This is a genomic window from Aquabacterium sp. (assembly GCF_036279675.1).
GTDB lineage: Bacteria > Pseudomonadota > Gammaproteobacteria > Burkholderiales > Burkholderiaceae_C > Aquabacterium.
Map to the genome: position 1 here is coordinate 1 of NZ_DASUIS010000157.1, position 22,748 is coordinate 22,748.

The 22,748-nt window shown below is 64.2% G+C and carries 21 protein-coding genes and 1 pseudogene; 5 read left to right on the forward strand and 17 right to left on the reverse strand.

Translation table 11 applies throughout. The features are described 5' to 3' along the window. From proB to VFW93_RS18700, 10 genes and pseudogenes are all read right to left on the reverse strand, one after another. The coding region (gene proB, locus VFW93_RS18655) for a glutamate 5-kinase (protein ID WP_329695453.1) at window positions 1-513 on the reverse strand (513 nt) is incomplete at its 3' end. Window positions 514-1,109: 596 nt separating this feature from the next. Beyond that, window positions 1,110-2,216, reverse strand: a pseudogene (gene cgtA, locus VFW93_RS18895) (Obg family GTPase CgtA); the annotation flags it as partial. Window positions 2,217-2,441: 225 nt separating this feature from the next. Beyond that, window positions 2,442-2,699 carry a 50S ribosomal protein L27 gene (gene rpmA, locus VFW93_RS18665; protein ID WP_329695455.1) on the reverse strand — a complete coding sequence of 86 codons (258 nt, stop codon included), beginning with the start codon at window positions 2,697-2,699 and terminating at the stop codon, window positions 2,442-2,444. A 45-nt stretch (window positions 2,700-2,744) separates the two neighbouring features. Beyond that, on the reverse strand, window positions 2,745-3,059 hold the full coding sequence (rplU, locus tag VFW93_RS18670; protein WP_329695456.1) for a 50S ribosomal protein L21: 315 nt from the start codon (window positions 3,057-3,059) through the stop codon (window positions 2,745-2,747). 36 nt (window positions 3,060-3,095) lie between these two features. Continuing rightward, window positions 3,096-4,457, reverse strand: a complete 1,362-nt coding sequence (locus VFW93_RS18675) for a patatin-like phospholipase family protein (RefSeq protein WP_329695457.1) — start codon at window positions 4,455-4,457, stop codon at window positions 3,096-3,098. Between the two features lie 91 nt (window positions 4,458-4,548). Continuing rightward, entirely contained in the window at window positions 4,549-5,511 is a 963-nt protein-coding gene (gene rocF / locus VFW93_RS18680; protein WP_329695458.1) for an arginase, read from the reverse strand. Between the two features lie 15 nt (window positions 5,512-5,526). Then, complete coding sequence (locus tag VFW93_RS18685; RefSeq protein WP_329695459.1) at window positions 5,527-6,438, reverse strand: TIGR00730 family Rossman fold protein; 912 nt, start codon at window positions 6,436-6,438, stop codon at window positions 5,527-5,529. A 142-nt stretch (window positions 6,439-6,580) separates the two neighbouring features. Continuing rightward, window positions 6,581-7,366 (reverse strand): HesA/MoeB/ThiF family protein, encoded by a 786-nt coding sequence (locus VFW93_RS18690; RefSeq protein WP_329695460.1) that lies wholly within the window; start codon window positions 7,364-7,366, stop codon window positions 6,581-6,583. Between the two features lie 8 nt (window positions 7,367-7,374). Then, a complete protein-coding gene (locus tag VFW93_RS18695; protein ID WP_329695461.1) occupies window positions 7,375-8,811 on the reverse strand; it encodes a S41 family peptidase in 1,437 nt (478 codons plus the stop codon). A 235-nt stretch (window positions 8,812-9,046) separates the two neighbouring features. Next, a complete protein-coding gene (locus tag VFW93_RS18700; RefSeq protein ID WP_329695462.1) occupies window positions 9,047-10,027 on the reverse strand; it encodes an MBL fold metallo-hydrolase in 981 nt (326 codons plus the stop codon). Window positions 10,028-10,205: 178 nt separating this feature from the next. Between VFW93_RS18700 and VFW93_RS18705 the strand changes: the two genes are divergently transcribed. Continuing rightward, entirely contained in the window at window positions 10,206-12,977 is a 2,772-nt protein-coding gene (locus VFW93_RS18705) for a CHASE domain-containing protein (protein WP_329695463.1), read from the forward strand. Window positions 12,978-13,010: 33 nt separating this feature from the next. Here VFW93_RS18705 and VFW93_RS18710 read toward each other — a convergent pair whose 3' ends face one another. The 6 genes from VFW93_RS18710 to VFW93_RS18735 all read right to left on the reverse strand — a co-directional run bounded on the left by VFW93_RS18710 (window position 13,011) and on the right by VFW93_RS18735 (window position 19,598). Continuing rightward, the gene (locus VFW93_RS18710; RefSeq protein ID WP_329695464.1) at window positions 13,011-14,873 is read right to left on the reverse strand and encodes a nucleoside-diphosphate sugar epimerase/dehydratase; all 1,863 of its coding nucleotides are present in this window, start codon (window positions 14,871-14,873) and stop codon (window positions 13,011-13,013) included. Window positions 14,874-14,900: 27 nt separating this feature from the next. Beyond that, window positions 14,901-15,224: a chorismate mutase gene (locus tag VFW93_RS18715; protein ID WP_329695465.1), complete on the reverse strand. Its 324-nt coding sequence runs from the start codon at window positions 15,222-15,224 to the stop codon at window positions 14,901-14,903. 248 nt (window positions 15,225-15,472) lie between these two features. Then, window positions 15,473-17,041: a glycosyltransferase family 39 protein gene (locus tag VFW93_RS18720; RefSeq protein WP_329695466.1), complete on the reverse strand. Its 1,569-nt coding sequence runs from the start codon at window positions 17,039-17,041 to the stop codon at window positions 15,473-15,475. An 89-nt stretch (window positions 17,042-17,130) separates the two neighbouring features. Next, entirely contained in the window at window positions 17,131-18,024 is an 894-nt protein-coding gene (locus VFW93_RS18725) for a ChbG/HpnK family deacetylase (RefSeq protein ID WP_329695467.1), read from the reverse strand. A 4-nt stretch (window positions 18,025-18,028) separates the two neighbouring features. Beyond that, on the reverse strand, window positions 18,029-19,033 hold the full coding sequence (locus VFW93_RS18730) for a glycosyltransferase family 2 protein (RefSeq protein WP_329695468.1): 1,005 nt from the start codon (window positions 19,031-19,033) through the stop codon (window positions 18,029-18,031). Between the two features lie 133 nt (window positions 19,034-19,166). Beyond that, a complete protein-coding gene (locus VFW93_RS18735; RefSeq protein WP_329695469.1) occupies window positions 19,167-19,598 on the reverse strand; it encodes a hypothetical protein in 432 nt (143 codons plus the stop codon). Between the two features lie 174 nt (window positions 19,599-19,772). On the opposite strand from VFW93_RS18735, the gene VFW93_RS18740 reads away from it, so the two are divergent. The 4 genes from VFW93_RS18740 (at window position 19,773) to VFW93_RS18755 (ending at window position 22,486) form a co-directional block, all read left to right on the forward strand. After that, complete coding sequence (locus VFW93_RS18740) at window positions 19,773-20,009, forward strand: DUF1653 domain-containing protein (RefSeq protein ID WP_329695470.1); 237 nt, start codon at window positions 19,773-19,775, stop codon at window positions 20,007-20,009. A 95-nt stretch (window positions 20,010-20,104) separates the two neighbouring features. After that, entirely contained in the window at window positions 20,105-20,605 is a 501-nt protein-coding gene (locus tag VFW93_RS18745) for a hypothetical protein (RefSeq protein ID WP_329695471.1), read from the forward strand. Window position 20,606: 1 nt separating this feature from the next. Beyond that, on the forward strand, window positions 20,607-21,533 hold the full coding sequence (locus VFW93_RS18750; RefSeq protein ID WP_329695472.1) for a response regulator: 927 nt from the start codon (window positions 20,607-20,609) through the stop codon (window positions 21,531-21,533). A 20-nt stretch (window positions 21,534-21,553) separates the two neighbouring features. Then, the gene (locus VFW93_RS18755) at window positions 21,554-22,486 is read left to right on the forward strand and encodes a hypothetical protein (protein WP_329695473.1); all 933 of its coding nucleotides are present in this window, start codon (window positions 21,554-21,556) and stop codon (window positions 22,484-22,486) included. Here the strand turns inward: VFW93_RS18755 and VFW93_RS18760 are convergent. Then, the gene (locus tag VFW93_RS18760) at window positions 22,451-22,747 is read right to left on the reverse strand and encodes a 2Fe-2S iron-sulfur cluster-binding protein (protein WP_329695474.1); all 297 of its coding nucleotides are present in this window, start codon (window positions 22,745-22,747) and stop codon (window positions 22,451-22,453) included. The genes VFW93_RS18755 and VFW93_RS18760 overlap by 36 nt on opposite strands. Window position 22,748: the final 1 nt, after the last annotated feature.

Here is a 22,748-nt window from a genome sequence, read left to right on the forward strand (position 1 = left end):
GATCACGAGCGCGTCCGCATCGACGAGGTTGGCGACCAGCGCGCCCAGCGTATCGTTGTCGCCGAACTTGATCTCGTCGTTGACGACCGTGTCGTTCTCGTTGATCACCGGCAGCACGTTCAGCGCCAGCAGCGTCAACAGCGTCGAACGCGCGTTCAGGTAGCGTTCACGGTCGGCGAGGTCGGCATGCGTCAACAGCACCTGGGCGCTGCCCATGCCGTGCTCGCGCAGCTTGGTTTCATACATCTGCGCCAGGCCCATCTGGCCCACCGCGGCAGCGGCCTGCAGCGCATGGATCTCATGCGGGCGCGTGGCCCAGCCCAGGCGCTTCATGCCCTCGGCAATGGCCCCGCTGGACACCATGATGACTTCACGCCCGTCAGCAGCCAGCGCCGCCATCTGGCGACACCAGGTGCCAATGGCATCAGCGTCCACACCCTTGCCTTCGTTGGTGACCAGGCTGGACCCCACCTTGACCACTATGCGGCGGGCGCTCTTCAACACATCGTTCATGGGCAGACTCGGGCGTTCTTCATCAGGTGGCCAATGGCGTGCTCATTGGCCGAATGGGATCAACGGGCAGACTTCCTGGCTGCGGCCTTCTTGGCGACCACTTTCTTGGCAGCCACTTTCTTGGCAGCCACTTTCTTGGCAGCCACCTTCTTGACGGGCGCTGCCTTCTTGCTGGCCACCTTCTTCACGACAGCCTTCACGGCCGCCTTCCTGGCCACCACCTTCTTGGCGGCGACAGGCTTTTTCACAGCAACCTTCTTCACGGCGACCTTCTTGGCTGCCACCGTCTTCACCGCCGCCTTCTTGGCTGCCACCTTTTTGGCGGCAGCCTTCTTCTCCGCAGGCTTGGTGGCCACCACGTTCTTGACCGCGGCCTTCTTCGCAACCTTCTTCGCAACCTTCTTCGCAACCTTCTTCGCGGCCTTCTTCGCGGCCTTCTTGACCGGCGCCACCTTGCTCGTCACCTTCCTGGCGGCAACGGCTTTTTTGGCTGGCGCCTTCTTGGCTGCCGGCTTCTTGGCAGCAGCCTTTTTCGGGGCCGACTTCTTCGATGCAGCGTCGTCTTCCGCCTTCTTGGGCTTGATCAACGCCTCCAGATCGTCGTCATAGCTCAAGCCGGCCTTGGCCATCAGATCGCTCGCCATCGGCAGGCTGGATTCGACATCGAAACGGATGTCGGACTCAACGTGGTGCTCCTGCATGGAGGCCACGTGCTGGTAGATGGTCTGAACGAGCTGCTCGCAGCCCTGGCGGGTCAGCGCGGAGATCTGGAAGACAGGGCCCTTCCAGCCGTAGCGGCGCACGAAGTCCAGCACCTTCTTCGTGCGGTCTTCGGGCTGGATCATGTCCAGCTTGTTGAGCACCAACCAGCGCGGCTTGTCGTACAGGGCCTGGTCGTAGATCTTGAGTTCGTTGACGATGGCGCGAGCCTGTTGCACAGGATCGGTGTCGTCGAAGGGTGCCAGATCGATCACGTGCAGCAGCACGCGGGTACGCTGCAGGTGACGCAGGAAGTAGTGCCCCAGGCCAGCGCCTTCCGACGCGCCCTCGATCAGGCCTGGAATGTCGGCGACCACGAAGCTCTTCTCAGGCCCCACGCGCACCACACCCAGGTTGGGGTGCAGGGTCGTGAAAGGGTAATCCGCGATCTTGGGGCGGGCGTTCGAGATCGCCGCGATCAGGGTGGACTTGCCGGCATTGGGCATGCCCAGCAGCCCCACGTCAGCCAGCACACGCAGCTCCAGCTTGATCTTGAAGGCCTCGCCGGGCCAGCCAGGCGTCTTCTTCTTGGGCGCGCGGTTGGTGCTGCTCTTGTAGTGCATGTTGCCAAAACCGCCATCGCCGCCCTTGGCCAGCATGCGCTGCTCGCCGTGCTCGAGCAGCTCCATCATCACCTCGCCGGTTTCGGCATTGCGGATGATGGTGCCCACGGGCATGCGCAGGATGATGTCGTCAGCCGCATGGCCGAACTGATCGGAGCCACGCCCCGCCTCGCCATTGCGCGCTTCGTGGCGACGGGCGTAACGGTAGTCGATCAGCGTGTTGATATTGCGGTCTGCCACCACATAGACATGCCCGCCTCGCCCGCCGTCGCCGCCATTGGGGCCACCGAAGGGGATGAACTTCTCGCGACGGAAGCTGATGCAACCGGCGCCGCCATTACCAGCGGCCACATCAATGGTGGCTTCATCAACGAATTTCATGAGACAGGTGTCCTTGGAATGGGAGCGAGACGGTGATTATCCCGTCTGGCGAGCCCGATCTGCACCGCGTTGTCACGCAGGCCGATCAAGGCGGAAAAAGAAGTGACCAGAAGGAAACGACAAGAATGACAAAAGCCCCGGTGTGCCGGGGCTTTGGTTTGGCTTGCCGCCCAGCCTGAGCCAGACGGCAGCCTGAGGACCGGCCAGAAGCCGATCAGAGACCGATCAAACCGGCGTGACGATGACCGTCTTGCGGTTGAGCGAACCCTTCGTGGCGAAGGACACGGTGCCATCAACCAGCGCAAACAGGGTGTGGTCGCGGCCCATGCCGACGTTGGTACCAGCGTGGAAGCGGGTGCCGCGTTGACGGACGATGATCGAGCCAGCGGAGATCACTTGACCGCCGAAGGCCTTGACGCCCAGCATCTTTGGTTGTGAGTCACGGCCGTTCCGCGTGGAACCGCCGCCTTTTTTCTGTGCCATGGATTTACTCCTTGGTGGGGCTAGAGGTTAGACGAAGCAGCGCAATCAGACGTTCACGGAGCTGATTTGCAGCTCGGTGTAGTTCTGACGGTGACCTTGACGCTTCTGGTAGTGCTTGCGACGGCGCATCTTGAAGATGCGGACCTTGTCGTGACGACCTTGCGACAGGACAGTTGCTTTGACAGTTGCGCCAGCCACCAGGGGCGTGCCAACCTTCAGTTCAGCGCCGGAGCCGACTGCCAGAACCTGGTCGATCACGATTTCTTGGCCAACGTCCGCAGCAATCTGTTCTACTTTAATTTTTTCGCCAACAGCAACCTTGTATTGTTTGCCGCCGGTTTTTATGACCGCGTATGACATGTGGAGACCTTTCAGGAAAAGAACTCTCCGCCTCTTTTACAAAGCGAAGCTCTCCACTCTAGCACGATCTCTCTGCAATGTAAAGGGGCGATCAGGCCCGACCATCTCCGCTGCCGACACGGCGGGAGCCAGTTGCATGTTGGCCGACACCGGGAAGCTGGCGTCATACAGCCCGCCCTGGGCGGCACCCGGGCCACCGTCGGCACCGTCTGCCTGCCCCCAGCCGAAGAAGCGCTGCACCTCCTCGCGCTTGGCCAGGGCATCGGTGAAGCCCAGGTGGATCAGTTCGCGGGTGAAGGACGATTCGAACAACAGGTAGCTGGCCAGGGCGGAGCCACGCGCCGTCTTGCCGCGCCCGTACACACCCACGGCCCGCAACATCGCCCGCACGGCAGGCGGCAACGCCCAGAGATGGCGGGCAGCGATGTCGTCGATGCGCTGGCTGGGCGCAATGACCAGAATGTCCACCGGGCGCAGGGCCGACTGGGCACGCGCCTCGGGCGTCAGCAGGCCGAGGGTCTTGTTGATGCGCTGCATGCGCTCGATGTCCACCGCCAGTGCATCCAGGAAGATGCTGGACATGGCGTGGCCGGCGATCTGCGCCAGGTTCGGGTACTCGACCACCGTCTCCCGGGGTGCCGGCGGCTCGTGCAGACGCCCCGCCCCGATCACCAGGATGCGGTCGGCGCCCAGGTGGATGGCCGGTGAAATCGGCGCAGCCTGGCGCATGGAGCCGTCACCCAGGTAGTGCGGCCGCCCATCCACATGCAGCTTGACGGCCGGGAAGACGAACGGGATGGCCGACGAAGCCATCAGGTGATCCATCGTGAGCCGGTCCTTGACGCTGATGCGCTGGGAACGCGCCCAGGGTTGAACGTCGTGAACGGTGTCGTAGAAGGTGACGTGCTCACCCGTGGTGTAGCTGGACGCCGAGAGCGCCACTGCGTCCAGATGCCCCTCCGCCATCAACTGGGGCAAGCGGTCCACATTGAACAGGGAGGGCAGGAATTCGCGCAGCGGATCGTTGTTCAGCAGCGAACGGGGGCGCGCCTTGCGCCATCTGGCCAGCGCCCAGCCCAGCGAAAACAGGGTCAGCCATTGCGCCCCGGAGCGAATCACCCCCAGGGAGTCGGCACGGTAGACCTGCTCGGCCCTGAAATCGCGCCAGACCTCGACCATGGCCCGCACTGCGAGATCGTAGTGATCGGCCTGACAAGCCAGGGCGAGGCCATTGATGGCGCCAGCCGAGGTCCCGCTGATGATCTGAAATGGGTTACCCCGCCGCCCTTCCCCGCTTTCACGGCGGATCAGTTGCAGCGCTTGCAGCACACCGACCTGGTAGGCGGCGCGCGCGCCACCACCAGTCAGGATCAGGGCAGTCTTTCCAGGCAGGCTCATGGCCCTATATCGGCCATATTTGGCATTCATTGATGCCCCCCATACACGTATTAACCCCAGAAAAGGGCCGCAGATCCGCCAGGTTCCGCCGTCAAGGCCGCCAGCGCATCAAGGTTGACTTGCCAAACAGGCTTTCGACCAGGTCCACCACCAGCTCCGCGGTACGGTTCTGCACGTCACGCGCCGGGTTGAGTTCGACCACATCCACCGAAGCCAGACGGCCCGTGTCGGCGATCATTTCCATGCACAACTGCGCTTCACGGTAGGAGGGGCCACCTCGCACGGGCGTGCCCACACCGGGTGCGATATCGGGATCGAGGTAATCCACATCGAAACTCAGATGCAGGTGGGTGCGCTCGTCCACGCCCATCAGGGCTTGCTGCATGACGGCACGCATGCCATGCTCGTCCAGGTGCCGCATGTCGAAGACTTCCAGCCCCTGGGCATGCACGAACCGTCGCTCGAGCGGGTCCACACTGCGCACACCGATCAGGCGAATGTGCTCGGATGACAAGGCCGGCGGGCCTGCCTCAGCTTCACCCCAGGCGCCAGCCAGCTTCAGCAGGCTGGCCGGGCCATGGCCGCACAACACCGCCACGGGCATGCCATGGATGTTGCCGCTGGGGGTGATGTCGCTGGTGTTGAAATCGGCGTGGGCATCCAGCCAGATCACGCGAAGGTGCTTGCCCTGCTGACGGCAGTGAGCCGCCACAGCACCGATGGAACCAATGGCCAGGCTGTGGTCGCCGCCCAGCAGCATGGGTATCTCACCGTCATGCAGGGCCGCTGATACCGCCTCGAACACCGCCTGATTCCAGGCCAGCGATTCAGGCAGATGGCGATGCCCGTCCGTGGGCGGCTGCCAGGGATTGGGTGGCCCCTGCACATTGCCAGCGTCGTGAACCTGCAAGCCCAGCCTCGACAAGGCTTCGGGCAGCCCCGCCACGCGCAAGGCCTCCGGCCCCAGCGACGCGCCACGCATGCTTGCACCGATATCGGTGGGAGCACCGATCAATCTCAGCCGGGTAACGGGGAGGATGGCGTCGGTGCTCATGGTGTGCTGCCGTGTTTACCAGCCGCAGGCGATATCGTCGTCCGGCTTGCCCAGGCCGTAGACCTGCTGCAAGGTGCCCCAGGCCTCGTCGGCAGTCTCGACGTAGTGGAACAGCTTGAGGTCTTCCGGGCTGATCATGCCGGTGTCCACCAGGTGATCGAAGTTGATCAGCTTGGTCCAGAAATCGCGCCCGAACAGCAGGATGGGGCGCTTGCGGCACTTGCCGGTCTGGATCAGGGTGAGCGTCTCGAACAGCTCGTCGAGGGTGCCGAAACCACCGGGGAAGCACACCAGCGCCACCGAGCGCATCAGGAAGTGCATCTTGCGCAGTGCGAAGTAGTGGAACTGGAAGCACAGACGCGGCGTGATGTAGGGGTTGGGCTCCTGCTCGTGGGGCAACACGATGTTCAGACCCAGGCTCTTGCCGCCCACTTCAAAAGCACCACGGTTGCCTGCCTCCATCACACCGGGGCCACCACCGGTGACCACGTAGATCGGGTTCTGCAACTGCGCGGAGTTCTCGGTCACCAGGCTGGCAAAGGCGCGCGCCTCTTCGTAGTAACGCGACATGTCGACCTGGCGCTGCGCCGCACGAATGGCCTGATCACGCGCCGGGCCATCAGGCAGCTCCTGTGCCTCCTGCAGCCTGGCCTGGGAGACTTCGGCCGGCAGGATGCGCGCGCTGCCAAACACCACGATGGTGGACTCGATGCCCTCTTCGCGCTGGATCATCTCCGGCTTGAGCAGCTCGAGCTGCATGCGCACCGGGCGCAGATCGGGGTGCAGCAGGAAGTCCTGATCGGCAAACGCCAGGTCGTAGCTGCTGTCGGGGCCCGAGTACAGCGATGGTTTGACCGCGCTGGCGGCATTGACATCCTGACCAGCAGTCGGGAAGTTGCGCTCGAGCAGCTCTTTGGGGTTGTTCATGTTCTACGGTCCTGCGCTAGGGCTGCACCGCCTGCAAAGGGAGCGGCGCTTGTTGTCAGTATGCAGCCGAGGCGACGTGTCGTGCCGTCAAAAAAGCCTGTCAAGGCGTGGGAGTTGCAGCGTCGTCGCAACGCTGCCTTGCTCAAACAGCCGCCGACCCGCTGCCACACACGGGGCACGCAGCCTGACGGCGTGCGCGCATCTCGGTCCAGGCCCAGCTTCGGCCATCCAGCATGAGCAGGCGCCCGGCCAGGCTGTCGTGCCCGGCCCAGGGCGACATCGGCGAAGACTGCAGCAGCAGCTTGATGGCCTCACCCGCCTGCATCACCCCCATCATGCCCACCACAGGCGCGAACACACCGAGCATGGCGCAACGCGTCTCTTCCGGTGGCGCATCTGGCGGGAACAGACAGGCGTAGCAGGGGCTGGTGGGTATGCGCGGGTCGAACACGCTGATCTGGCCATCAAAGCGCACGGCCGAGGCCGACACCAGCGGCACGCCACATTCGCGGCTGACACGGTTGATCAGCTGGCGAATGGCGAATCGGTCGGTGCAATCGAGCACCACCTGGGCCTGAGGCACCCACTCGCGCAGCAAGGCCTCATCGGCAGCCTGGGCGATGGCATGAACCTGCACGCCAGGATTGAGTTGCGACATCGCCAGCTCGGCGGACAGCACCTTGGCCTGCCCGACACGCTCGGTCGTGTGCGCGATCTGGCGCTGGAGGTTGGTGATGTCGACCGTGTCCGGATCGACCACGGTGATGCGCCCGACCCCGGCCGAAGCCAGGTACAACAAGGCCGGGGCACCCAGACCACCGGCACCGATCACCAGGGCATGGGAGGCGAGCAACTGGTCCTGCGCTTCTTCCGACCACTCATCCAGCAGGAGGTGGCGGCTGTAGCGCAGGCGCTGATCGTCGTCCAAGGCCTGGATCAGTTCTTGTTGTCTTCGGGCTTGCGCTCGGTCATGGTCTTGGAGGCCACGACGGGCTTGTTCTGCAGCTTGTTGAGGGCCTGCTGCAGGGGGAAGTCTTCGGGGCTGCCGAATTCAGCCAGCTTGGGTGCTTCACCCTTCTTGGCATTGGCTTCCTCGATCTTCTTGATGGCCTCCTCGCGCGCCTTCTCGCGGGCCGCATCCTTCACCTCGGCGCCCTGGCCGCTGGTGATGTGCTTTTCCAGATCGGCTTCGCGCACACGCAGGGCAGAGTACACGTTGCCATCGGCGCTTTCATCGACCATCACGTCGGGCACGATGCCCTTGGCCTGGATCGAACGGCCGCTGGGCGTGTAATAACGGGCTGTGGTGATCTTCAAGGCGGTGTCAGCCGTCAGTGGGCGCACGGTCTGCACCGAGCCCTTGCCGAAAGTCTGGCCACCCATCAGAACGGCACGCTTGTGATCCTGCAGGGCACCGGACACGATTTCACTGGCAGACGCCGAGCCTTCGTTGACCAGCACCACCAGCGGCACCGTCTTGATGGCGGCAGGCAGCTTGGCCAGAGGGTCATTGCCATAAGGACCACCGTAATCGCTCGGCCGCGCACGGAATTCCTTCTTGGAGTCAGCCAGCTGGCCATTGGTGCTCACCACCAGCACGTCCTTGGGCAGGAAGGCGGCGGACACGGCGATCGCGCCCTCCAGGTAGCCACCCGGGTCATTGCGCAGATCCAGCACGAGACCCTTCATCTTGGGCTCGTCCTTGAACAGCTTGTCCACCTTGGTGACGAAGTCTTCAACCGTGCGCTCCTGGAACTGGGAGATGCGCACCCAGCCGTAACCGGGCTCCACGATCTTGGTTCGCACGCTTTGAACGTGGATTTCCTCGCGGACGATCGTCACCGGGAAGTTACGGCTTTCGGACTTGCGATAGATGTTGAGCACGACCTTGGTATTGGGGTCGCCGCGCATGCGCTTGACCGCCTGATCCATGGTCAGGCCCTTGACCGCGGTGTCGTCGATCTTGGTGATCAGGTCGCCCGTCTTGATGCCGGCGCGGAAAGCAGGCGAGCCCTCGATGGGCGAGACGACCTTGACCAGGCCGTCTTCCATGCCGATTTCAATGCCCACCCCGACAAACTTGCCGGATGTGCTTTCTCGGAATTCCTTGAAGCCGACCTTGTCGAGGTAGACCGAGTGCGGATCCAGACCGGCAGCCATGCCGCTGATCGCATCACCGATGAGCTTCTTCTCATCCACCGGCTCGACATAGTCGGACTTGATCAGGCCAAAGGCCCGGGCAAGCTGGGCCATGTCCTCCATCGGGAGCGGCACCATGGAACTGCGGGCCGTAGCCCCGAATTGCATGGTGGTCAGGCCACCGGCCAGCGCACCCAGCGCGACCCAGCCTGCGATCTTCAATTTGGAAGTCATGGCGTTGATTTGCCTTTTTGAACCACAGCGACACAGGTTGCTCAGCCCAACCTGCCTGATGACCGGTCAGTATAGGACCGCACAGCCCTGCTCAGAGGGCAATAAGCGCGCAGTTCCCCCTCTGATGAGCGGATTGACGCCATTTTCCGGCGCCCAAGCGGGCATTGCCCCAGGCCATGTCGCGCAAAGGTGACGACCGAGGGGCCGCAAAAGCCCCCTCGGTACACCCTGCCCCTCAGGGAGCGGGCTTGGTCTCAACCGGTGCGAAATCGACCGGCACCCAGCTGTAGCTGTTCTTGCCCTCGGCGCGCACATGACCGATACCGGGGAACGGCAAATGCGCTCCGGCCACCAGCAAGGTTTCCTTGGCCGTCCAGTTCAGCAGATGCATGCGCGTGGCCAGGGCCTTGGCCTGATCGCTGTCGAACTCGATGGTGACCTTGGGCTGCGGGAACTGCACGGCCGCGTTGTGCACCACATCGCCCCAGACCAGCAGCTTCTGGCCCTTGGACTCCAGCAGATAACCCGTGTGACCAGGCGTGTGGCCATGCTCGGACACGGGCTTGATGCCGGGCTGGATCTCGGCCTCGCCTTCAAAGGTCGTGAAGTGACCGGCCTTGATGTAGGGCGCCGTGGCGTCCTGTGGGGCCTTGAAGAACATCTTCGAGGCCTCGGGGGCCTTGGCCAGGCTCACCGGGCTCAGCCAGAAATCGGCATCGGCCTTGGCGGCATAGACCTGCGCATTGGGAAAAGCGACCTGCCCTTCGGGCGTCAGCAGGCCACCCACGTGGTCACCGTGGAGGTGAGTCAGCAAGATGGTGTCCACCTGAGCGGGGTCATAGCCAGCCGCTTTCAGATTGGCCAGCACATGGCCCAGCGTGGGGCCGAATACCTTGGCCGCGCCGGTGTCGACCAGCACCAGCTTCTTGCCTGTATTGACCAGGAAGGCGATCACCGCCGTGGGCGTGGGGTTGGTGCGAAACATGCGGGCCAGCAGCTTCTGGGTTTGCTCAGGCGTGGTGTTCTTGAGCAGCTTGGTGTCGAGGTTGATCTGACCGTCGTACAAGGCCGTCACCTCGAATGCGCCGATCATCTGGCGGTAGTAGCCGGGCACCTGCGTGAGCACCTGAGGTGCTTCGGCGTGCGCGGCAGGCAAGGCGCCGAGCGTCGCGAGGGTGAAGGCAAGGGGGGCGAGCCAGCGGGGCGTGCGAATCATCTGCTTTTCTCCTGGGTGGTCTGGGTGCAACGATGGGTACTGCCTGACACCAAAGTCTAGGGGGGATGAGGGACTCTTTGCCGCACCCACCATGAATACCCACGCCAAAGGGCAGCCCACCAATGCTAAGGTGTGCAGAAAAAATGCCACCAGCCTTTCCGTCCCAAGGATCCCGTCCATGAGCCAGCGCTCCCCCCTGTCATCGTTGACGATCAGGGGCCTCATCACATGGCTGAGCTACAGCGTCACCGGCTTGCTGGCTGTGTCCCTGTCCGCCCCGCACGAGCGTGTGTCCCCGCTGTATCTGCCAGCCGGGTTGGCACTGGCGTTTCTGATGGGCTGGGGGCCGGGGATGCTCCTGCCCATCGGCCTGGGGGCGGCCGCGGTAATCCTGTTCAGCGCGCTGCCAGACCTGCACACCGCGCCCTGGCAATCCATCCTGAGCATGGCCTTGATCGGCGGGGCCGGCGCCAGCATGCAGGCCTGGGTCGCGTGGCGCTTGACCCAATCGCCCGATCGTCGGCCGCTCACGCTGGAGCGCCCCTTTGACATCGGCCGCTTCCTGTTGCTCGCGGGCCCCGTAGCCTGCCTGGTCAATGCCACCATCTCGATCGGTGCGCGCACCGCGCTGGGGCTGATGCCGACCGCCGTGGCGCCGCAAGCCTTTCTGGGCTGGTGGACGGGCGACACGCTGGGCGTGCTGGTCGGCGCGCCCATGATGCTGACGCTGGTGGGACAACCTGCCGCACTGTGGCGGGCACGACGCCAGCCCGTGGGCATTCCTCTGCTGATTGCCACGGTCTTGCTGGCGCTCGGCGTGCGCGAGGTTCAGGTCTGGGCGCAGGAACGCGAGACCGCCGTGTTTGAACAGGATGTACTGGCCACCACCAATGCGGTCAACCTGCGTCTCAACGGTTATCGCGACGCACTGGCCGCGCTGTCAGGCGTCTTCCAGGCTTCCGAGCAGGTGACGCGCGACGAGTTCGCCAAGGCCGCGCGTTACTGGATCGGCTCGCTCAAGGGCATACAGGCCGCCGGCTGGGATGAACGCCTGTATGCGCCCGACCTGCCTCTCTTCGAAGCGCAACAACAGCGTGAGGGGCTCACCAGCTACAAGGTGTTCGACACACACAAGCGCCTGCCCCCGACGGGCAACGAGCTGGCCGTCGTGCGTTACATCGAACCCCGCGCAGGCAATGAAGCGGCGCTGGGCTACAACGCCCTGTCCACGGATGCCACACGCGAAGCCTACGAGCAGGCACGCCGTGAAGACCGCGTGATGGCCACACGGGGCTTCAGGCTGATGCAGGAACGCGGCCAGCAAACCGGCATCGTGATCTACCAGCCCGTGTTCAAGGGATCCCCCTTCACGCCGCAGACCCGGGTACAGGCCAACACGGGTGCGGTGTTCCTGGCTCTGCGCATGGACGACGCCATCAACGCCATGCTGCAAGGCCACCCCGCCTATCTGGAAGCCTGCATGCAGGACGTCAGCGCACCCGGCCACCCCCTGCTGGGCGGCACGGCGGCTTGCCGTGACGACAAATGGCGTCAACTCAGCGCTCACCGCACGCAGATCCCGATCGAGTTCGCAGGCAGGCAGTGGCAATTGACCATGTGGAGCGCCGGGCCTGTGCCCGTGGTGGGGCGAGGCATGACCTCGTGGCTGCTGGCCATCGGCGGCGTGTCCCTGGCTGCGGCGCTGGGCGCCTTGCTGCTGGTGATGACCGGGCACACCAGCCGCATCGAAGCCGCCATGGAAGAGGCGCGCGCCCAGCGCAGCGCGGCCGAACTCGCCAACCAGGCCAAGAGCGACTTCCTGTCGCGCATGAGCCATGAGTTGCGCACGCCGCTCAATGCCGTGCTGGGTTTTGCGCAGGTGATGTCGCTGGACCAGCGCGAACCCCTCCCCCCCACGCAACGCCAGCGCGTCGAACAGATCCAGCAAGCCGGCTGGCACCTGCTCGACATGATCGACGATGTGCTGGACATCTCGCGCATCGACATGGGCACGCTCAAGCTGCAGGCCCAGTCGCTGCGCATCCGCGACGAACTGAGCCTGGCGCTCAAGCTGCTGCAGGAAGATGCAGACAAGAACGGCGTGACCTTGTCCATCCAGCCCGACATCCCGCCCGAATGGGGTGTGATGGCCGATGCCGCCCGCCTGCGTCAGATCCTCGCGCACCTGCTGAGCAATGGCATCAAGTTCAACCAGCGGGATGGCAAGGTGTCCATCACCGTGGCGCAAGGCCGCGCCGAGGACAACAGCGCTCGCCTGCTCATCACCGTGCACGACACCGGCATGGGCATGAACGAGCAGCAGCTGTCGCAGCTCTTCCAGCCCTTCAACCGCCTGGGGCGTGAACAAGGGCCGACGAGCGGCACCGGTATTGGCCTGGTCATCAGCCGCCACCTGGCCCTGCTGATGGGCGGCCAGCTTGACGTGCACAGCGCGGAGGGGCAAGGCTCGACCTTCACCTTGTCGCTGCCCGCCGTGACCATGCAGCCCAAGGAAGTCAGCGCCACGCGCGTGCGGGCCCACAAGACCACGACGGGTGGCACACCGGAGCCTCGCCACGTGCTCTACGTGGAGGACAACCTCGCCAACAGCGAAGTGATCCGCTCGGCCTTGGCCGCACGCCCCTGGATCACCGTGACCGTGGCGCCCACCACGGAAGAAGGCCTGGCCGTGCTGCACAACCGCCTGCGCGGCAGCAAGCCCGACCTGATCCTGCTGGATGTGCACCTGCCCGACGCCTCCGGTCAGGAGTTGCTCAAGCTCATCAAGGCCAACCCGGATACCGTGGACATCCCGGTGATCATGATCTCGGCCGACGCCATGCCCGAGCAGATCGATGCAGCCTTGAGCGCCGGTGCCGCCTGTTACCTGACCAAACCGGTGCAGTTGTCCGAACTGCTGCGCCAGGTCGACGAACTGATGCCTGACTGAAGCCTCACCCCAGTCTGAGACTGAGCCCGAACCTCAGCGAGGCGCGTACTCCGGCACCAGCTCGTGCAGGCGGGCCCGCAAGGTGGGTGGCGCGCTGGCGGCCTCATCCCCGGCCAGCACCATCAGCCGCTCGATCCAGTCAGGCGGCAGTTCACCGCGCAGTTGTGCCAGACGCAAACGAGGGTGCGGCGTGGGCAAGGTGGTGTCGGCATCGGCCAGCAGTTCTTCGTAGAGCTTCTCGCCGGGGCGCAAGCCACTGAAGACGATGGGGATCTCGGCTTCGGTGTGGCCACTGAGGCGGATCAACTCGCGGGCCAGATCAGCGATCTTCACCGACTTGCCCATGTCCATCACGAAGACCTGGCCGGTCTCGGCCAATGCCGCTGCCTGCAGCACCAGTTGTGCCGCCTCGGGAATGGTCATGAAGTAGCGCGTGATCTCGGGGTGCGTGACCGTGACCGGCCCCCCCTTGGCAATCTGCTCCTTGAACTTGGGGATCACGCTGCCGCTCGACCCCAGCACATTGCCGAAGCGCACGGCCATGAAGCGCGTGCCCGAGCCCTTGCCGGCCCAATGCGAGACCACCATCTCGGCCGCCCGTTTGGTGGCGCCCATGACATTGGTCGGGTTCACGGCCTTGTCGGTCGAGATCAGCACGAAACGCTTGGCGCCCGATTCCGCGGCCGCCTGCGCCACCTGATAGGTGCCCAGGGTGTTGTTGCGCAGCGCGATCCAGGCGTTGTCGTCTTCCATCAAGGGCACGTGCTTGTAAGCAGCGGCATGGAAGACCAGATCCGGCTGATGCGATTGCATGGCGCGACGCAAGGCACCGAGATCCTTGACATCCCCCACCAGACGCACGAGCGGCAGGTGCGGGAAGCGCTCGCCCAGATCCTGCTCGACCTGGTACAGCGCAAACTCGCTGAGCTCGAACAGCACCAGGCGGCTGGGGCCGAATCGCGCGATCTGGCGACACAGCTCGGAACCGATCGACCCGCCTGCCCCCGTGATCATCACGGTCTGCCCGCTGATCAGATCCGACACGGCGCTCTCGTCGAGCTTGACGGGCTCGCGACCCAGCACGTCTTCGGGCTCGATGTCGCGCACGCGGTCGATGCGAGAGCGGCCTTCACGCAACTCGTCGGCGGAAGGCACCGTCACCACAGGCAAGCCCGTGGCTGCGGCCAGATCCAGCGCCCGTTTGCGCTGCGCATTGGAGGCTGAAGGCATGGCCAGAATCAGGTGGGTGACGTCGTCGAGCATGCCCGAATCCGCCAGCAGATCCAGCCCGCCCCAGACCGTCACGCCCGAGATGCTGGAGCCGTGCTTGCGTGGGTCGTCATCCAGCAGGCCCACCACCGTCCAGCCACGGTGCTGGATGCCGGCGATCAACAACTTGGCGGCGGCCCCTGCCCCGAGGACCAAAGCATGCTGCCCGGTTGGCTGGCGCCCGGCCCGGCGTGCGCGCGACGACTCGCTGAGCATGCGCACCGTCATGCGGGCCAGCGCCATCATGATCAGGCTGAACACCGGATGCAGCGCCAGCACGGCACGCGGCACCTCCACCAGATGCGCCATGAGCACCACGACCGCACTGGCCAGGCCCGCGCCCAGGCAGACCCAACCCAGGCGGGTGATTTCATGGAAGCTGGTGTAGCGCCAGGTGGCCCGCGGCACGTCCAGCGCCCAGGACACCGCGCTGTAGACGGCGATCACGCCCAGCAGCACGGCACCGTCGTAGTCGGGTCGTTCGTGCAACCACCGCTCGACACCCATGCGAAACAGGTAGGTGGTGTGCCAGGCCAGCACGATCAGCACGGCATCGGCCAGCAGCACCACGGCCTGACGGCGTGGGCGAATGCGATCCAGAAAACGATTCAGAGAGGTCCAGAGCATGGCAGGGGCTGGCGGGGCAAAAAGGGCTCAACCCGCCATTGTGCCCTCGTCGGCCAGCACCGCGCTTGCCAGGCGTTCATGCTGATGAGCCTCCAGCTCGATGAAAGCGGTGATCATGCTGCGGTAAACGGCCTCCACCACCTCCGGCGGAGCGCCCATCTCGCGCGCATGGTTCAAAGCCTTGTCGATGACCTGGCGAACGCGATCAGGCGCCGCCACTTCGGCCTTGTTGCGTTTGAAGCGGGCCGCTTCGTGCACGTACCGGCCGCGTTCGGCCAACAGGCCCACCAGCATCACGTCGATCTGGTCTATGGCCGAACGCACGTCGGCCAGGGTGTCGCAAGGGGTCATGGTCATCTCCTGATCTGGGGTGAGGGACCGCCCTTTCAGGAGACTGGTGCTTCAGAAACACATGCACCAAAGAAAATGCCGCCTGAGGGGCGGCATGGGTTTCTACACACGTGTGAACGTCAAGCCGCCGGATGTGGGCAGCGCCACCAGGAGTTGGTCAGCAAGACGTGGTTGGTGCGCGTGTTCATGTTGGTCATCCTAACCTGAAGAAAGGACGGCTGTCCAGCGCACCAACGAGGCACCGCCCATCAAGGGCAGCGCAAGCCCTTGGCCAGCAGATCGTCACGATCGAGCACCCACATCGACCAGAGCTTGAGCTTCATGACCGGCGGTTGCCAGGCCAGCTCCGGATACGACTTGGTGACGTCGTGAGGCGCCATCACCGCCAGGCGCGGATGCTGGCACAACCAGGTCTGCCATTGGCTCTTGGGAACCAGCACCTTGGGCGCCAGCGTCGGGTTGAACTCACCCGCGTCGAACAACTCCTTGCGATCGTTGTCGTGCTTGGGCAGGTCCGGGTCATCCCAGTTGCTGATCACAGGGATGGGGCCAGGTTGCGCCAGATAGAACGGCAGGTCGTACACAAATTCATTGACGTAGACCAGCGGCACGCCTTGCTTGAGCAGAGGTTGCAACACCGGCAGAACCGGGCGAGAGGACTGCTCGTCGTACTTCACCGCCGCGCCGATCAGCACCAGGCACATCAGCGAAGCGGCCACGCCCCAGGCCTTGGGTGGCCAGGCCTTGGCGGACGGCCAACGCTGCATCAAGGTGTCTGCCACCAGGTAGGCCAGAGGGGGCAAGGCCGGGAGGATGTAGCCCGGCAGCTTCGACGCAGGAATGGAGAAGAACACCAGGATCACCACCATCCACACCCACGCCAGCCAGCGCAAGGCAGACCGGGATGCAACGGCTGGCGCCGTGGGCGCCTCACTCGAAGGCACCTGGCGCGGGCCCGGGCCCCAGACGCTCAGCAACCAGGCTGGCACCCAGGGCAACGTCAGCGCCACCATCAGCGGCAGGTAGTACCACCAGGCGTGCATGTTGTTGAAGCCCGTCTGCGTGAAGCGCTGGAAGTGCTGATAGATGAAGAAATAGTGGAAGAAATCGGGGTACAGGCGCTGCATGGCCACGAACCAGGGCGCGGCCACCAGGGCCAGCACGATCAGGCCTGGCAAGGACAGCAAACCCAGGATGGCGCGCCAGCGCCCCGTGAGCAGCAACCAGGCCACGATGACGGCACCAGGCAGCACCAGGCCGATCAGGCCTTTGGCCAGCAGCCCGAAGCCGGCCAGCGCATAGGCGCCCCACAGGGCAAGGCGGTAGGCCTGCCCCGCCTCGCGCGCCAGGACGGCATGGGCTGCCAGCACGATCGCGGCGGAAATACAGCCCGCCACCAGCATGTCCAGGTTGGCGTACTGCGCGCCACCGAACCAGAAAGGCTGCGTGACCAGCACCAGTGCGGACCAAGCCGCCACGCGCGCCCCACCCCACCGGCGCACCAGCAGGTACAGGCCCATCGCCCCCAGCCAGGCGCCAAACACCGAGGCCAGTCGCGCCGCCCACAGCGTCAGTCCGAAGGTTTTGAGCGACAGCGCCGTGAGCCAGTAAAACAGGGGCGGCTTGTGGAAGAACGGCAGGCCGTTGAGTGTCGGCGTCAGCCAGTCGCCACTGCGGATCATCTCCCACGCCACGCCGGCATAACGGCCCTCATCGGGCACCGCCAAGGGCCGCCACCAGGCTGTACAGAGCAGCCAGGCCAGCACAGCCAGCGCCACAGCCCAGGTCGGCCAGTTTGTCTTGGAAGCGTGCGTCACAAAAGAGCCCATTCGCAAAAGGAGGCGAGGCAGCCCGGTCAGACCGCCCGTGAAAGGCGCACAGTGTAACGAAGCCCGCTGGGGGCCACTCAGGCCAGGCTGCTCAGGCGCGCAATCCGGACACGGGCGTCGGCCAGCTGGCGCGCAAAGGCCTCACCAGTCAGCACGGCGTGCTCCATCTGGCGGGACGCGGCGATCACATCTGGCCAGGGTGGCGCGGCCTGCATGGCCACCGAGGGGTGGCACATCAGCAGATCGCCCCGAGGGCGCACCAGCTTGAGCCAGGCTTGCCAGCGCTGCAGGTAGGCCGAGCCATCGGCATCAAAAGGATAGACGCCCAGCAGGCGCTCGCTGCGGCGCAAGCCCAGCGCGGCCACGCCTCGGCCGATCACCGAGGCTCCCAGGGTGGCGATGATCGCCGCCTTGACCGTGTCCGACACGCTGATGCCGGCCAGCACGGCGCGCCATCCCGGCGAGCGGCATTGCCTCACCCAGGGCCTGGGCCCGGCCTGCCCGGCGGGATAGCGCCTGCGCAACACCTGCAGCAAGGCATCGCGGATCTGGGGCAACTGGTGTGCATGCTGGTGACCGTCGATGAAGTCCGGCGCCCTGCCCCAGACGGCCTCGAACCGGCCCCACTGGCGCTCGATCTCGGCCTCGAGTCGCGCAACATCGAGGCGGCGCAGGTAACAGGCCTGGATCAGCGCCCCCAGGGGCTGGCTCGGGCAGGCCGATTGGGCCTGCACATCCAGGGTTTCGGTGAAGTTCAGGTGCAGGCCCACATCAGCCACAACCTGATCCGGCACACCAACGGCCTCACGCAGGCGTGCGGCACCGCTGGCCCAACTGGGCCCATCCACCAGGCAACTGACGGCCGAAATGCGACGCAGGGCCAGCAGATCGAACACCGCCTGGTTCACGCCGTCATGCAGACCGAAATCGTCCACGCACACGGCCAGCAGCCGCTCAGGCTGGCTCGACACGGGCTCAGTCACCGGTATGACCCGGCGCCGACAAATCCAGGCCACGGCCCAGCGAGCGCTTCACCACATACAGCGGCCGGCCCTTCACCTCTTCAAAGATGCGAGCGATGTACTCACCCAGGATGCCCAAGCCGATCAGCTGGATGCCCACAAAGAAGGACAGCAGCACGATGATCGTGGTCCAGCCCGACACCTTGTTGCCGTAAATCAGGAAGTCGACGATCACGACGGCGCCGTAGATGAAGGCCATCAAGGCCATCACCATCCCGGCGATGCTGGCCACACGCAGCGGCCAGGTCGTGAAGGCGGTCAGCCCATCGATCGAAAAAGCGATGAGCTTGAGGGCGTTGTAGTTGGTCTTGCCCACGGCACGCTCTGCCGGCTCGTAAGGGATCGCCACGGACTTGAACCCCACCCAGGCGTACAGGCCCTTCATGAAGCGGTTGCGCTCGGGCAAGGCCAGGATGGCCTCGACCACGGCGCGGTCCATCAGGCGGAAATCACCGGCATCAGGCGGCACCCAGAAGCGTGACTTGGCATTGATCAGGCGGTAGAAGGCGCGCGTGCCGACCTGCTTGAACAGGCTTTCATCGTCACGGTTTTCACGCAGGGCATAGACCACATCGGCGCCAGCCTGCCATTGCTGGATCATCTCGGGGATGAAGCGTGGCGGGTGCTGCATGTCCGAGTCCATCAGGACCACGACGTCACCATTGGCGGCTTGCAGCCCGGCGGTCAGCGCGGCTTCCTTGCCGAAATTGCGTGAAAACTCGATGGCCCGGAAGCCCGGCTTGCGCGTCCACTCGTCGAACACGGCCGAGGTGTCGTCGCGGCTGCCGTCATTGACCAGCACCACTTCCCACTCTGTCGTGCACCCGTTCAGCTGCTCGGCCAGAATGGGCAACAGCAAACGCAGGTTGGCCGCTTCGTTGTAGCAGGGAATGACGCAGCTCAGGCGGGGCAGCTGGGCGCGGGCGCTGGAGGGGGTCGGTTTGGCAATCACGGTCATCCCGCGATTATCGCGGCTATCGAGCCGCATCTGGCGCCATCAGGAGGCCGACCCTTTTTGGGCGATTTGTCGTCGGCCTTGCCTGCCAGGTTCCCAACCAGAAAAGAACCCGGCCTGCTCTCACCACACGCGATTACTTGATGTTGGCTGCATCGTGGTTGCGATGGCGACGGTCATGGCGACGTTCCATGCGGTCGCGATGCAGATCGGTACGGTCCTTGGCGATGTCGTGCTTGTCTTCCTTGATTTCCTTGCGCTCGGCTTCACGGCGGGCTTCGAACTTTTCAGCTGCGGCCGTGTCTCCACGCTTGATGGCGGCCTCCTCGCGATGCTGAGCGATTTCGCGCTGCTTGCGGTCTACCGCCAGCTCCTTGTGGTCCTTGGCCAGGTCAACCTTGTCGGCACGGATGTCCTTGGTGTCCTGGCGGATCTCCTTGTTGTCCTGCTTGACCTGTTGCACCGCGCTGGCTGTGGGGCTGGCAGGTGCTGCGGGCACGCCTGTCTGGGCGAAAACAGGCAGCGCAAAAGCGGTCAACAGCGCAGCAGCAATCAGATTGGTTTTCATGGCAATGTCCTTTCAGCGTGGGTCGCGTTGTGAAGTTCGGTGTGCGATCCGTGTCGTATTCGTCGACGTTTCGCAGCGCCTTGACACCTACAACGCGGACTCGTTTCGGACTGTTGACGGGCCCTTTGCAAAGGGTTTGTAAAGAGCGCCTGGCTTTCTATTCACAATCCGCATATGACTGACGCCCATCCCCTCCCCCCGCTGCCCTCGATCGAGTTGGGCACCTACCGCCACTACAAGGGCAATCTCTACGACGTGCTGGGCGTGGCCCGACACAGCGAGACGCTGGAACCGCTCGTCGTCTACCGCCCGCAATATGGCGACCGCGCCCTGTGGGTCCGTCCCTGGGCCATGTTCCTTGAACAGGTCGAGGTCAATGGCGTGCATATGCCTCGGTTTGAACGGCTCTAGAGCGTGACGTGTCAATTTGTTTGAAACACTGCCGATACCGCTAAGGGCATAGCAGCCACTCAAACCCGGACACAGTTCACACCCGAGACCGCACGATGTACCTCATCCCGAAGGACACCATGGCCAGCAAGCTGGACCCTGCGTGGACCTTTCTCAGCGGTGTCGAACGGCACTTCGAGGAAGGCCCCGCGCAGGCGACGCGGCCTGGCGAGCGCGAACATGCGGTGGTGTTGCCGGTCCATCTGCACGACGGCCTGCCCGAGCGGCTGATGGCCGTCGGGCTGTTGATCGATGATCAGGAAGCCACCGATGTGGCCTGCTTCATGTTCGGGCTGCCCGTGACCGAGATCAGCACGGACGACGTGCGCGACGCCTGCATGGAGGCTTGCAATGTCCTGGGAGGCTGCCTGGTGATGAGCCACGACCAGGCGCATACCGTCGAGATCGGGCTGCCCAAGGAGTTACCGCTGGCTCAGTTCACGGAGTTGCAGCGGCATGCACGCGTGAGTGTGACTTTTTCGAGTGAAAGCGACGCCGGCAGGCGCATCGTGATCACGGTGTTTGACGCGATTGACCAACGTATCCTGGAGTCCTGACATGAATGTCGCAACACAGACGACACCTGAGGCCTTCCGATTTCTGATCGTCGATGACAGCCGAGCCATCCAGGCGATCATTCGCCGAGTGGTGGAATCCTGCGGCTATCCGGCGGTCGACATCCGCGTGGCCATCAATGGTGAGGCGGCACTCGACATGATCGGTGGCTTCAACCCTCATCTGGTCATCACGGACTGGCACATGCCCAAGATGTCCGGCCTGGAACTGCTGCAGACACTGCGCCAGCTCGGGCAGGCCAACGTCAAGGTCGGCCTGGTGACCACTGAAACCAGCCCGACCATGCTGGAAGAGGCCCGCCGCAACGGGGCCGTCTTCGTGATCAACAAGCCCTTCAAGGACACCGAGCTGATCTCGCATGTGCTGCACATCGTGCCGGCCGACGGCAGCGCCCCTGTGGAAGACAAGGTCGAAGAGGAAGAAGCGCCTCCGGGACTGGTGATCACCGAAGAGTGCAAGAAGCTGATCCAGTCGCTCATGAACGGCATTCCCTTTCGCTTGCTGGAGCAGGAGCCCCTGGTCTCGCATGCGCTGACATCGCAGAATCTGATTGGCCTGTATGGCGGACGCAGCAAGCCTGTGACCGCCATTGCCGTGCTCGACATGAACGCCGTGTGCATCCTGGGTGGCGGTGGATCCAAGCAGCCACCTGCGGCGGTGCGCCAGGCCATGCAGCAGGGTCAGGCCACGGAAGGCATGGTCAAACACGCCAGCCAGTTCATGCAGAACGCGGGCGCGTTGTTGCGCCTGGAGGCCGAGGTCGACCCCGTGCCGCTGTCACGCACCAGCATCGTCCCTCAGGGCTTCCAGAAGCTCAATGAACTGCTGATCAAGAACGGTGGCCGGGCCGACTTCCGCATCTCCGTGCCCGGGTACGGCGACGGCCGGTTCAGCTTCCTGGCCGTCTGACACCCGCAAGGAGCGAACGTATGCAGCTTGAAAGCGTCGCCGTCCTGTTTGTCTTCATTGGCAATGCGGCGGCCATCATCCTGCTGGCCTTCATGCTGTTTCGCATCCTCGGACAGACCGAGACCACCCACACGCTCATGCGTCAGGGCACGGATGAGCTGATGGGCGCCGCCAAACGCCTGCACGAGATGCTGTCCTCGGTGGACCGCCTCAGCGACCGGCTGCTTGATGCCAACAAGCAGGCCAGCCATGCCAACAGCCAGGCCATCAACATCTCTCAGGACAGCCTGCAGAAGATCGCGGCGCTGACCGATTCGCTGACGCGCGAAGGCATTGAAGAGCACGAAGGCATGATGGACGAGATGCGCGAGCTGCTCGAATCGCTGCAGCGCGTGGACCCCGATGGCTACACGGCCTGGCGCCAGGACAACCAGGGCAAGCTGGACCACACGCTGACCCAGCGCAGCCACCTGGCCACCGAACTGGAGCAAGTGAAGATCCGCCTGGACGAAGCCAACATCGTCATCAACGAACTGCGACGTGCCAACCGGCTGGCTGAAGCCTCTACCCAATCGGCCGAGGTGCTGCGCCAGAACATGGATCAGCAGCAGCAACTGCTCAACCGCGCCAAGGAGCGCGCTCAGAAGGCCGAAGCCACGGCCAATACGCTGACCCAGGAAGTGGAAAAGCTCCAGGCCGAGGTGGACCACGCACGCCACTCGGCCGAAAAGGACATCGAAGACCTGCGCTCGCAGATGGAGGCCATCACCCAGGAACGCACCATCCTGTTCAACCAGCTGGAAGAGCTGAAGAACACCATGAAGCGCACCCTGCTCGAGAAGGACTTCATCGAAGACAAACTGCTGGATCTGGACGAGGCACACCGCTCGTCTGTGGCGGACGACGCCAGCAGTGCCTCAGACACCAGCCCCGTCAGGGAACCCGCGAACTGAGGGCGCCGAGAGCACCACATCGCCCAGTGGCACGGCCACACAAGGCAGCACCCAGCCTTCGTCCTTTTCGTCCGGGCTCAGCCCCGGCCACTCTATGCGATAGCGGATCTGCCCCGCCTCCAGGCGACACATGCAGGCCCGACAGGTCCCGTTGCGACAGGAACGAGGCATGTTGATGCCGGCCGCCAGCGCGGCCTCCAGCAAGGACTGGCCCTCGTTCATCTCGCATGACAGGTGAGCGGGCTCGATGGTCAGCTTCATG

What these genes read in the sequence shown, in the direction of transcription:
- VFW93_RS18685 (WP_329695459.1), bottom strand. Translation starts at nt 6,438, where the DNA reads ATGAACAACCCCAAAGAGCTGCTCGAGCGCAACTTCCCGACTGCTGGT.
- VFW93_RS18695 (WP_329695461.1), bottom strand. Translation starts at nt 8,811, where the DNA reads ATGACTTCCAAATTGAAGATCGCAGGCTGGGTCGCGCTGGGTGCGCTG.
- rplU (WP_329695456.1), bottom strand. Translation starts at nt 3,059, where the DNA reads ATGTCATACGCGGTCATAAAAACCGGCGGCAAACAATACAAGGTTGCT.
- VFW93_RS18710 (WP_329695464.1), bottom strand. Translation starts at nt 14,873, where the DNA reads ATGCTCTGGACCTCTCTGAATCGTTTTCTGGATCGCATTCGCCCACGC.
- VFW93_RS18730 (WP_329695468.1), bottom strand. Translation starts at nt 19,033, where the DNA reads ATGACCGTGATTGCCAAACCGACCCCCTCCAGCGCCCGCGCCCAGCTG.
- VFW93_RS18715 (WP_329695465.1), bottom strand. Translation starts at nt 15,224, where the DNA reads ATGACCCCTTGCGACACCCTGGCCGACGTGCGTTCGGCCATAGACCAG.
- VFW93_RS18760 (WP_329695474.1), bottom strand. Translation starts at nt 22,747, where the DNA reads ATGAAGCTGACCATCGAGCCCGCTCACCTGTCATGCGAGATGAACGAG.
- VFW93_RS18700 (WP_329695462.1), bottom strand. Translation starts at nt 10,027, where the DNA reads ATGATTCGCACGCCCCGCTGGCTCGCCCCCCTTGCCTTCACCCTCGCG.
- rocF (WP_329695458.1), bottom strand. Translation starts at nt 5,511, where the DNA reads ATGAGCACCGACGCCATCCTCCCCGTTACCCGGCTGAGATTGATCGGT.
- VFW93_RS18675 (WP_329695457.1), bottom strand. Translation starts at nt 4,457, where the DNA reads ATGAGCCTGCCTGGAAAGACTGCCCTGATCCTGACTGGTGGTGGCGCG.
- VFW93_RS18740 (WP_329695470.1), top strand. Translation starts at nt 19,773, where the DNA reads ATGACTGACGCCCATCCCCTCCCCCCGCTGCCCTCGATCGAGTTGGGC.
- VFW93_RS18705 (WP_329695463.1), top strand. Translation starts at nt 10,206, where the DNA reads ATGAGCCAGCGCTCCCCCCTGTCATCGTTGACGATCAGGGGCCTCATC.
- VFW93_RS18750 (WP_329695472.1), top strand. Translation starts at nt 20,607, where the DNA reads ATGAATGTCGCAACACAGACGACACCTGAGGCCTTCCGATTTCTGATC.
- VFW93_RS18745 (WP_329695471.1), top strand. Translation starts at nt 20,105, where the DNA reads ATGTACCTCATCCCGAAGGACACCATGGCCAGCAAGCTGGACCCTGCG.
- VFW93_RS18735 (WP_329695469.1), bottom strand. Translation starts at nt 19,598, where the DNA reads ATGAAAACCAATCTGATTGCTGCTGCGCTGTTGACCGCTTTTGCGCTG.
- VFW93_RS18755 (WP_329695473.1), top strand. Translation starts at nt 21,554, where the DNA reads ATGCAGCTTGAAAGCGTCGCCGTCCTGTTTGTCTTCATTGGCAATGCG.
- rpmA (WP_329695455.1), bottom strand. Translation starts at nt 2,699, where the DNA reads ATGGCACAGAAAAAAGGCGGCGGTTCCACGCGGAACGGCCGTGACTCA.